The following is an 11,489-nucleotide window of genomic DNA, read 5'->3' on the forward strand; positions in this document are numbered from 1 at the left end:
CGACTGCGTTCGGCCTCCTGGAGGGGCGTTGGCGGCTGCTCCAACTTTCTCTGCTCAAATCCACACATTGATGTGCGCACCAACCCAACGTGCACGTAGCGGCGGCTCTCGTAGGATGGCGTAGAGCGAAGCGAAACCCATGCTGTGGAGGTGGCAGAAATACTTCGGTGCCCGGAAAGAACCGTGCTTGAGCGCCTGCATTAAAACCACAACAGCTAACGCAGACAGAGCCAATTCATTCGCCCGGCTGATCAGGCCTTGCCCGGTAACTTCAGGTTGCGCGCATACCAGGGCCGGCGCGGGGTGCGGCGCAGCAGGTCGCTGATATCGCCCTCGTCACTGAAAGCGATGCGCAAGGCCAGCTTCATGGCTTCGATCTCCATCTCGCCCATGCCGCCGCCGGCGTCGGTGATGCCACCGCAGCCATGGGTGCTCGGGCCGAGCCAGGGGTCGGGCACCTCCACCCAGCGCCCCGGCGCGAACCAGGAGACGCCGTTGATATCGCGGCGCTGCACCTCGCCCGGGTGGGCGCGCTCATGGGCGCGGTACCAGTCCTCGATGCGGTCGTCGATCCAGCCATGGAAGCGCCAGAACACCGGGTTCACATGGGAGGAAAAGGGGTCGCCCAGATAGTCGTTCTCGGCGCGGAACCAGCGCGCGGCGTAGTCCGCCTGGTCGCGGTCGCCCACCACCGGCATGCCGTTGGATGGGTCGCGGGTGACCGTGGCCCAGCGCATGTGCAGCCAGTCGTGGATGTTCAGCTCCACCTCGGAGCCGAACTCCGACAGGGTCAGCCGGCTCAGGTAGTCCGGGTCCTGGTACTGGGATTCCCACACCTGGAAGTTGCTGAAGAAGGTCTCGGTCGCCTTGATGCCGCGCAGCCACTCGCTCAGCTCCTCGTCATCGGCCGCCAGCCAGGCCGGCGGTACCGAGTTGCCGTCGTGGTTCTCCTGGTAGCGGATGAACCCCAGGCGATCGTGCTCGACATAGGGCGAGGGCAGCGGCAGGCGCGTCCAGTTGGGCAAGTCGGGCTGCAGGGCACGGGCCTGGCCGAGCATGTGCCGGTGCATGAAGAAGAAGTCCTCGCCCGAGCCGTTGAGGTGCTTGCGCCGCCCCCGTGCGCCGCGTTCGGCGTCACGCGGGCCGGGCTGCCAGCCGGCGCCGCGCAGGGCATCGCGGCGGGCGTCGTCGAAGCGGTGCCACTTGTCCCGCGTGGCGTGCCAGAGCTGGTGGAACAGCCGGTGCTCGGCGGACACCAGCCAGCGCATCAGCGCCGGTGCCAGCGGGGTGACCTGGTGCGCCTCGGGGAAGGCACGCTTGGTGGCGACGAACTGGCTGTCCGGCTCGGGCATGTCCAGTGGCCGGTCGATACGGCGGATGCGCCCGGTCAGCGTCCCCGCCCCGGCATCGCCCCAGCTGCTCCAGACCTCGTCGAGGATCGCCTCCAGCTCATGGCTGGGGGCCGACTCGCCCACCGGCACCAGGCGCCAGCGCAGCTTCCCGGCATCCGCCGCCACCAGCTCGCCCAGCACCCGGTAACGGGGCTCTTGGCTGCCACGCAGGCGTTCGCCCAGGTCGATGAAGCCGCGCAGGGAGCGCCCGGTGGGGCCGATATCGAGGAGCATCTGCACGCCCTGCACGGGCAGGTCGTCCAGGCCGATGTCCATGCCGCTGAAGCGCAGGTCCCAGATGCCGCGCAGCTTGCCGGTAAGGCTCACGCCCTCGCCTGCGGCGGCCTCGACACTGGCCTCGCCAGGGGTCTCCACCTGGTCCTTCTCCAGCTTGTCGTCGTGGTCCACCGGCTGGCGTGCGTACCACACCGCAGGCACTGCCGCCCCGACCACCGCCAGCCCCGCCATGAACCCACGCCTGGAAAACCTCATCGTCACATCCGTATCCGTGTCAGCCACTCCAGCTAGAACGAGAGGCCCTGATACAAATTTACTGCCCCCGCAGCGCTAAATTTCCCGCCGCCACCCTCGTTCCTCCGTGACAGGCGAACCCCGCAGCGGCGGGCGCCGGAACCGCATCGACCCTGGCAATCAACGGGATGGCAATGAACACGACCCGCTCCAGCAAGGCCCCCTACCTCGTCGCCCTGGCGCTTCTCCTCGCCCTCGTCGCTGCTGCGGCCTGGTACGTCCTCTTCCCACGGCCCGCCGAAGGCTACCCGCGCGAGGTGATGAAGCACGCCGAGGAGCTGCAGGACCGCATTCTTTCCTTCGACAGCCACATCACCGTGCCGCCGGACTTCGGCACCGGAGGCAACGAGGTCGACAAGGACGGCGAAGGCCAGTTCGACCTGGTCAAGGCCGGGCGCGGACGCCTCTCCGGCGCGGCGCTGACCATCTTCGGCTGGCCGGAGATCTGGAACGGCCCCAACGCCCCCCACCGCCCCACCGCCGCCTTCGTCGACGAGGCGCGCCACCAGCAGGAGCTGCGCTACAAGATCATCAGCGGCATGGTGCGCGACTTCCCCAACCAGGTCGGCATCGCCTACACCCCGGCCGACTTCCGCCGCCTGCACGGCGAAGGCAAGTTCGCCATCTTCATCAGCATGCTCAACGCCTACCCCCTGGGCGAAGACCTCAACGCCCTGGACACCTGGGCCGCGCGCGGCATGCGCATGTTCGGCTTCAGCTACGTGGGCAACAACGCCTGGGCCGACTCCTCGCGCCCGTTGCCCTTCTTCAACGACAGCGTCGATGCCCTCGGCGGCCTCTCGCCCCTGGGCGAGCAGGCGGTGGCGCGGCTCAATGACCTGGGCGTGATCATCGACGTGTCGCAGATGTCCACCCTGGCCCTGGAAGACGTCGCGCGCCTCAGCCGCGCCCCCATGGTCGCCTCCCACTCGGCGCCGCGCGCGCTGGTGGACATCCCGCGCAACCTCAGCGACCGCGAGCTGCAAACCATCAAGGACAGCGGCGGCGTGATCCAGGTGGTGGGCTTCCCCGCCTACCTCAAGCCCCTCAGCAAGCCGACCCTGGACAAGCTCAACGCCCTGCGCGCGCGCTTCGACCTGCAGCCGCTGGACGGCCTGGCCAACGCCCTGATGCCGGGTGACGCGATCATCTCCATCTGGCCCGAACAGCGCTTCGGCGAGTACGCCAGTTCGCTCTACGCCATCCTCGAAGAGGAGCCCCGTGCCAGCGTCAAGGAGCTGGTGGACGCCATCGACTACACCGTGCGCAAGGTCGGCATCGACCATGTCGGCATCGCTTCCGATTTCAACGACGGTGGCGGCGTCGACGGCTGGATGAACGTCGGCGAGTCGCGCAACCTCACCGCGGAACTGATCAAGCGCGGCTACTCCGACGCCGATATCGCCAAGCTCTGGAGCGGCAACTTCCTCCGCGTCTGGGAAGAGGTGCAACGCCGCGCCAAGCCGGCCGCCGCCAGCGCCGAGCAACCGCAAGCGGAGCGTGGCTGATGAGCGATCGCCGTACCTTCCTCAAGCAGGCCGGCCTGCTCGCTGCCGCCCTGCCCCTGGGTTCCACCCTCGCCGGCCACACCCAGGCCGCCACGCCGCCGGCCAGCCCGGCCAAGGACAAATGGCAGGCGCTGCGCCAGCAGTTCGACCTGGACCCGGCCTACCTGCACTTCTGCAGCTTCCTCCTCGCCTCCCACCCCCGCGTGGTGCGCGAGGCCATCGCCCACTTCCGCGCCCGCCTCGACCAGAACCCCGGCGAAGTGCTGGACTGGGAGCGCGAGGAACTCTGGGGCTACGAGAACGAAGTACGCGCCTGGGCTGGCCGCTACTTCGGCGTGCAACCGAACCAGGTCGCCCTCACCGGCAGCACCACCGACGGCCTGTCGATGATCTACGGCGGTCTGCAGGTGGCACCGGGCAAGGAGATCCTGGTCAGCGCCCACGAGCATTACTCCACCATGACCCGCCTGGAGTACCGCGAGCAGATGATGGGCACCCGGGTGCGCAGCGTGCCGCTGTTCAAGGCGCCGCACAGCGCCTCGGTGGACGAGATGCTCGGCAACATCCGCCAGGCCATCCGCCCCGAGACCCGCGTGCTGGGCATGACCTGGGTGCAATCCGGCAGCGGCGTGAAGCTGCCGGCACGCGAGGTCGGCCAGCTGGTGAAGGAAGCCAACCAGGGCCGCGACGAGGCCGACCGCATCCTCTACGTGGTGGACGGCGTCCACGGCTTCGGCGTCGAGGACCTGAACTTCGCCGACTTCAACTGCGACTACTTCATCGCCGGCACCCACAAGTGGCTGTTCGGCCCGCGCGGCACCGGCGTCATCATCGCCCGCGAGGAAAAACCGCAGCCCCATCTGGTGCCCAGCGTGCCCACCTTCACCATGGGCGAGACCTTCGGCACCCTGATGACCCCCGGCGGCTACCACGCCTTCGACCATCGCCTGGCGGTGGGCAAGGCCTTCGAGCTGCACCTGGAGCTGGGCAAGGCTGATGTTCAGGCACGCATCCACCAGCTCAACAGCTACCTCAAGGACCGCCTCGTCGAGCATGCCAAGGTGCAACTGGTCACGCCACGCAGCACCGCGCTGTCTTCGGGCTTCACCTTCTTCCGTGTCGCGGGCCGCGACTGCGACGCCGTCGCCCGCCACCTGATGGCCAACAAGGTGATCAGCGACGCCGTGGACCGCGACGTCGGTCCGGTGGTGCGCCTGGCCCCCAGCCTGCTCAACGACGAAGCCGAGATCGACCGGGTGATGGACATCCTCGCCCCGCAGCTCGCCTGACCCTTTCGCCCTTCGAGAAAATCGCCATGCATGCACTCAAGCCCCTGGCCCTGGTGGCCACCCTGTTCGCCGCCGCCCCGGCCTTCGCCGCCGAGGCGAACAAGCCCGGCAGCCTGTTCAAGGACTGCAAGGACTGCCCCGAGATGGTCGTGCTGCCCGCCGGCAGCTTCACCATGGGCACCCCCGACGACGAAGTCGGCCGCCAACCCGACGAAGGCCCGCTGCACACCGTGACCTTCGCCAAGCCCTTCGCCATCAGCAAGTTCCAGGTGCTGGCCAAGGAGCTGCAGGCCTGGCAGCGCGAGGCCAAGGTCACCCTCCCCGACGGCGACGACCGCCCCGGCCGCCTGTGCAGCAACGGCAAGCCCAGCTACCCGCAAGGCCCCGAGCAGCCCGCCGTGTGCATCAGCTACGACGAGGTGAAGGCCTATGTCGCCTGGCTGTCGAAGAAGACCGGCAAGCACTACCGCATGCTCAGCGAATCCGAACGCGAGTACGCCGCCCGCGCCGGCAGCGAAGGCCCGTTCCCCTTCCCCTTCGACGAAGGCAAGGAGTACAGCATCGCCCAGCACGCCAACACCTACGGCGCCGCCGACGGCTACAACTTCACCTCCCCGGCGGGCACCTTCCCGGCCAACGCCTTCGGCGTCTACGACATGCACGGCAACGTCTACGAATGGGTGGCGGACTGCCTGCACGACAGCTACGTCGGCGCCCCCACCGATGGCAGCCCGTGGATGGAGGAGACGTGCGAGGTCGTGCAGATCCGCGGTAACGACTGGGGCGAGGCGCCGATCTTCTCCCGCTCCGGCAACCGCAATGCGCTGGTCACCACCGAGCGCGGCGACTGGATCGGCTTCCGGGTCGCTAGGGAGCTTTAGCCCCCCCGCTAAATTTGCCCCGTCACCAGACGTTCAAGAGGTGCGCAGCCACGGGTTGCGCCCCAGCGGGTGGCAGCGGCCACCCGCCAACTCTTCAAGCAGGTACCCCCCATGAACAGGCCCGCGCGCGGAGTGATCAAAGAGTTGTTCACGCTGCTCAAACCTTTCCGACTGATCGTCATCAGCTCCATCGTGCTGGGCATGGTGGGCGGCCTCAGCGTCACGGTGCTGCTGGCGACCATCAACGGCGCCCTGCATTCCGAAACCAGCCTGAGCGGCGGCGTCGTGGCCGCCTTCGCGGGGCTGTGCCTGCTGGCACTGGGCAGCGCCATCTATTCGGACATCGGCACCAACTACGTCGGGCAGCACATCATCGCCAAGCTGCGCAAGGAACTGGGCGAGAAGGTGCTCTCGGCGCCGATCGAGCAGATCGAGCGCTTCCGCACCCATCGCCTGATCCCCGTGCTGACCCATGACGTCGACACCATCAGCGACTTCGCCTTCGCCTTCTCGCCGCTGGCCATCGCACTCACCGTCACCCTGGGGTGCATGGGCTACCTGGCCATGCTGTCCTGGCCGATGTTCCTGATACTGGTGCTGGCCATCGTCATCGGCATCACCGTGCAGTACTTCGCCCAAGGGCGGGGGATCAGAGGCTTCATGCAGGCCCGCGACTGGGAAGACGACCTGCAGAAGAACTACAGCGCCATCGCCGAGGGCGCCAAGGAACTGAGGATCCACCGCCCACGCCGCAACCGCATGTACGTGTCAGGGATCGAGCAGACGGCCCAGAACATCTGCAACACGCAGATCCGCTCCATCAACACCTTCGTGATCGCCAAGTCCTTCGGCTCGATGCTGTTCTTCGTGGTCATCGGCCTGGCCCTGGCCATGCAGTCGATGTGGCCGAGCGCCGACAAGACGGTCATGAGCGGCTTCGTCCTGGTGCTGCTGTACATGAAGGGGCCGCTGGAACACCTGATCGGCACGCTGCCGATCATCGGCCAGGCACAGATCGCGTTCAGCCGCATCGCCGAGCTGTCGGAGCAGTTCTCCTCACCCGAGCCCCACCTGCTCCTCAACGCCCAGGGCAGCCCGGACAAGTCCATCAGCAGCCTCGAACTGCGCGATGTGTCCTACGCCTTCCCCGCCGTCGAGGGCAGCGCCCCGTTCCGCCTCGGCCCGGTGAACCTGAAGATCGACCAGGGCGACATCGTCTTCATCGTCGGCGAGAACGGCTGCGGCAAGACCACCCTGATCAAGCTGCTGCTGGGCCTCTATGCCCCGCAACATGGCGAGATACGCCTGAACGACCAGGCGGTGAACGCGCGCACGCGGGATGACTACCGCCAGCTGTTCACCACCATTTTCGCCGACTACTACCTGTTCGACGATGTCGTCCAGGGCGACCAGCACCTGCCCGAAGACGCCAACACCTACCTGGAACGCCTGGAGATCGCCCACAAGGTGAGCGTCCGGGACGGCTCCTTCACCACCACCGACCTGTCCACCGGGCAACGCAAGCGCCTGGCGCTGGTCAACGCCTGGCTGGAAGAGCGGCCCGTGCTGGTGTTCGACGAATGGGCCGCCGACCAGGACCCCACCTTCCGCCGCATCTTCTACACCGAGCTGCTGCCGGACCTCAAACGCCTGGGCAAGACCATCATCGTGATCTCCCACGACGACCGCTATTTCGACATCGCCGACCAGCTGGTGCGCATGGAAGCGGGAAAAGTGGTGACCGAATTGCAGACAGCATGATTGATCACGATTCTTATTTCCGGTTTTTCCAGTGCCATTCGTCTTATCAAAAATCAAAAACAACGCCATCACTTTGAAGACCACGAGGACCACCATGCCAGCGCTTCCGGGACTTACGAACCTCACCAAGGCATTGCTCATGCGCCGTATGCTTCAGCCGGGTTTCAACGCCACCGCGCTGGGCTTCGCCTTCTCCATGGCGGTTGCCGCCCAGGTACAAGCCCAAGAGATCGAATTCAACATTCCCGCCCAGTCGCTGGCCAGCGCGCTGCTGACCCTGGGCAAGCAGGCCGACCTCCAGGTGCTGTACAGCGCCGATGACGTCCAGGGCCTGCGCAGCCAGGCGGTCGTCGGCCGGCTCTCCACCGACAAGGCCCTGGCGCGGATGCTGGCGGGCACCAACCTGTCCTTCAGCCTGCAGAACAACACCGCCATCCTGCAGAAGCGCTCCGCCTCCGACTCCCTCGAGCTGAGCACCATCAACATCTCCGGCCAGTCGACCGAATCGGCCTATGGCCCCGTCGACGGCTACGTGGCCACCCGCAGCGCCACCGGCACCAAGACCGACACCCCGATCCTGGAGATCCCCCAGGCCATCAACGTCGTCACCGCCGACCAGATCGAAACCCAGGGCGCCCGCAACCTGACCCAGGCCCTGCGCTACACGCCCGGCCTCGGCGTCAACGGTTTCACCGATCGCAACGCCATCGCCGACGAGATCACCAGCCGCGGCTTCGCCCCGACCCCGCTGTACCTGGACGGCGCCTACCTGCCCTACGCGGGCAGCCTGGGCGGTGCACCGCAGATCGACCCCTACACCCTGGAACGCGTCGAAGTGCTCAAGGGGCCGTCCTCGGTCCTCTACGGGCAGAACCAGCCCGGCGGCGTGGTGAACATGGTGTCCAAGCGCCCGACCACCGAGCAGCGCAGCCAGGTGAAGTTCGGCCTGGGCAGCTACCACCGGGTGAACGGTGCCTTCGACACCAGCGGCCCCATCGACGAGGAGAAACAGTTCTCCTATCGCCTGGTCGGCCTGGCCAAGAAAGGCAACGAGCAGGTCGCGCACACCAACAACGAACGGCTGCTGCTCGCCCCCAGCCTGACCTGGGCCCCGTCGGAAGACACCTCCCTGACCCTGCTGGCGCAGATCCAGCGTGACGACGGCCTGTTCGACTACCAGGCCCTGCCGATGGTCGGCAGCCTGGTCCGTGGCCCCAACGGGCAGAAGATCGACCGCGACTTCTTCTCCGGCGACTCCAAGTACAACGACTACAAGCGCGACCAGTACATCCTGGGCTACGACTTCACCCAGAGCCTCACCGATGACCTGAAATTCCGCTCCACCGCCCGCTACATCGACGTGCGCGACCGCTACAAGGGCTTCTACCTGCGCAGCTTCGCGACCGACACCAACGGCGACACCGACTACACCCGCGCCAACCGCGTGAAGCTGGACTGGCAACAGCACAACACCGCCTACACGCTGGATAACAACCTGGAGTTCAAGTTCAACACCGGCGCCCTGGAGCACACCACCCTGGCGGGGATCGACTACCGCCACTTCAACCGCAAGTACGACGGCTACAACGCCTACAACGTGCTGCCGGTGGACCTGTACGGCAAGAACAACTACGACACCAGCAGCCTGACGCCCGTGCTGGACACCAAGTGGGACAACACCATCCGCCAGATCGGCCTCTACGCCCAGGACCAGATCAAGCTCGACAGCTGGATCCTGACCATCGGCGGCCGCAAGGACTGGGCCGAGGTGGAGAACAAGGACCTGCTGGCCGACACCATCACCGAACAGCGTGACCACAAGTTCACCGGTCGCGTGGGCCTGACCTACGTCACCGACTTCGGCCTGGCGCCCTACATCAGCTACTCCGAGTCCTTCCTGCCGACCGTCGGCACCGCCGCCCCTGAGCGCGGTGGCAAGGCATTCGAGCCGACCGAAGGCAAACAGTACGAAGTGGGCGTGAAGTACCAGCCCTATGAGAAGACCCTGATCACCGCCGCGGTTTTCCAGATCGAGCAGAAGAACGTGCTGACCGGGGACGTCGAATACCCCCAGTACCAGTCGCAACAGGGTGAAGTGCGCTCCCGAGGCATCGAGCTGGAGGTCAAGTCCAGCATCGAGAACATCGACGTGCTCGCGGCCGCGACCTACATCGACTCCTTCTACACCAAGGAAACCTACGGCAACGAAGACAACCGCAGCGAGGCGCAGGCCCCCGTGTCCGCAACCGCCTGGGTCGATTACCACTTCGTCCAGGCGCCCCTCGCCGGCCTCACTTGGGGCGTGGGCGCGCGCTACACCGGCCGCAAGCCGGGCGACGCCGCCAACAGCTTTCACACCCCGTCCTACGTCGTCTACGACACCACCCTCAGCTATGACCTGGGCAAGCTCTCCAGCGACATGCGAGGCCTCCAGGCCAGCCTGAACGTGCAGAACCTCTTCGACCGCGAGTACGTGTCGGACTGCAACTACTCGTTCGGCTGCTACTACGGCCAGGAGCGTGTCGCTTCGGTCGAGGTGTCCTACGACTGGTGAACGCCAGCGGCATGAAGAAACCGGGCTCAGGCCCGGTTTTTTTATGGCTGCCGTGCAGGGTCGAGGCCAGCATTCGGGGACGGCCCCCCCCTCCTCCGCCCATGAAAAACCGGGCCTTGAGCGGCCTGGGCCGCCGGGTGCTATGGCTCTGTCTGCGTTAAGTGTTGCTAGAGGATTTGAGTCCAGCTGATTGCCGAGCCCTGGTGATGTTTCTGGTTTCGCCCACCCGGGCGAGTCCCTTTTCCAATCGTTTGTATAGACCGAGGACATAGCTGACAGGTGTACGGAGACATGGTTGACACTTTCCGGCGAGCTGCCTTGCCGGGGATCCATACCATGCCTTGGAACACGAGAGACGCCATGAGCTTGAAAGAGGAATTCATTGCGTTGGCCTTACAGCCTGACAGCAACAGGCGAGAACTGTGCCGACGCTTCGGTATCAGCCCGCAAACGGCTTACAAGTGGCTTAAGCGATACGAACAGAGCGGGAGAGATGGCCTGCACGAGAAATCCCGCCGGCCGCTCAATAGCCCCAAGCGGACCCCTCCCGCGCTGGAAACGGAGGTGGTTGCGTTGCGTCAGGCGCATCCTGCGTGGGGCGGACGCAAGATCAGCTATGTCCTTAACTGCGGTATTGCCCCCAGCACTGTGACTAACGTCCTGCACCGCCATCTGCTGATCCTGCCGCCTGAAAAGGAAGCCAAGAAGCCCTGGCAGCGCTTCGAGCACGAGGCCCCCAATGACCTCTGGCAGATGGATTTCAAGGGCTACTTTCCGACCCAGCAAGGCCAGTGTCATCCGTTGACGGTTGTGGATGACCATTCCCGCTTCAACCTGGCGATCCAGGCCTGCGCCAATGAGCGCAAGGAAACGGTTCAGGAAAAGCTGAGCGAAGTCTTCCGCCGCTATGGTTTGCCTGCCCGAATCAACACCGATAACGGCTCCCCTTGGGGCTCGCCACGTAATCCGGGTGAACTATCCGAGCTGGGTGTTTGGCTGGTCCGGCTGGGCATTCGCCTGAGTTTCAGCCGGCCTTACCATCCACAAACCAATGGCAAAAACGAGCGCTTTCATCGCGCGCTCAAAGCTGAAGTACTCAAGGGAAAGCGCTTTCACGACTTGATCGAAGCCCAGGCTGCTTTCGATCAATGGAGGGAGATCTACAACCTTCAACGGCCCCACGAAGCGCTGGGCTATCAGGTTCCCATGGAGCGATACCGCACAAGCCCCTGGCCATTTCCAGAAAAACTGGAGGACTTCGAATATGCCCCGGATGACGAAGTGACAAAGGTTTATCACAGCCGATTCCGCTTTAGAAAACACTACTTCCGCATCGCCAAGGGGCTTGCTGGGCACCTGATCGCTATACGTCCCAGGCCTGAAAGCGATGCGTTGTACGACGTGTACTTCTGCCATCAATTTCTACGAACTATCGACCTGAACAACCCTGACTACGGACCATAATGTGTCAACCATGTCCCCGCACATGTGTCCACCATGTCTCCGGTCTATACACAATCGTTGAAAAGGAACCAAAAACGCTCGCTGCATACGGGTCTGGCTTCGCCAGACTT

7 protein-coding genes are annotated in these 11,489 nt (G+C 65.1%); 6 read left to right on the top strand and 1 reads right to left on the bottom strand.

What is annotated here, in order from left to right; genetic code table 11:
• Positions 1 to 251: 251 nt before the first annotated feature.
• Entirely contained in the window at positions 252 to 1,883 is a 1,632-nt protein-coding gene (gene pvdP, locus ACXI0U_RS28635; RefSeq protein ID WP_479551178.1) for a pyoverdine maturation tyrosinase PvdP, read from the bottom strand.
• Positions 1,884 to 2,056: 173 nt separating this feature from the next.
• Here pvdP and pvdM point away from each other — a divergent pair, with 173 nt between their 5' ends.
• From pvdM to ACXI0U_RS28665, 6 genes are all read left to right on the top strand, one after another.
• Positions 2,057 to 3,430, top strand: a complete 1,374-nt coding sequence (gene pvdM, locus ACXI0U_RS28640; RefSeq protein WP_479551179.1) for a pyoverdine-tailoring dipeptidase-like protein PvdM — start codon at positions 2,057 to 2,059, stop codon at positions 3,428 to 3,430.
• A complete protein-coding gene (gene pvdN, locus ACXI0U_RS28645) occupies positions 3,430 to 4,719 on the top strand; it encodes a pyoverdine-tailoring periplasmic protein PvdN (RefSeq protein ID WP_479551180.1) in 1,290 nt (429 codons plus the stop codon). The genes pvdM and pvdN overlap by 1 nt, the downstream gene beginning before the upstream one ends.
• Positions 4,720 to 4,745: 26 nt before the next feature.
• Positions 4,746 to 5,600, top strand: a complete 855-nt coding sequence (gene pvdO, locus ACXI0U_RS28650; protein ID WP_271661096.1) for a dihydropyoverdine dehydrogenase — start codon at positions 4,746 to 4,748, stop codon at positions 5,598 to 5,600.
• Between the two features lie 111 nt (positions 5,601 to 5,711).
• Positions 5,712 to 7,361, top strand: a complete 1,650-nt coding sequence (locus ACXI0U_RS28655; RefSeq protein WP_184489146.1) for a cyclic peptide export ABC transporter — start codon at positions 5,712 to 5,714, stop codon at positions 7,359 to 7,361.
• A 148-nt stretch (positions 7,362 to 7,509) separates the two neighbouring features.
• The gene (locus ACXI0U_RS28660) at positions 7,510 to 9,915 is read left to right on the top strand and encodes a TonB-dependent siderophore receptor (RefSeq protein ID WP_479551304.1); all 2,406 of its coding nucleotides are present in this window, start codon (positions 7,510 to 7,512) and stop codon (positions 9,913 to 9,915) included.
• Positions 9,916 to 10,251: 336 nt separating this feature from the next.
• Positions 10,252 to 11,379 (top strand): IS481 family transposase, encoded by a 1,128-nt coding sequence (locus tag ACXI0U_RS28665; protein ID WP_431483522.1) that lies wholly within the window; start codon positions 10,252 to 10,254, stop codon positions 11,377 to 11,379.
• Positions 11,380 to 11,489 lie beyond the last annotated feature (110 nt).

It is taken from the genome of Pseudomonas sp. C9D1 (genome assembly GCF_056491235.1).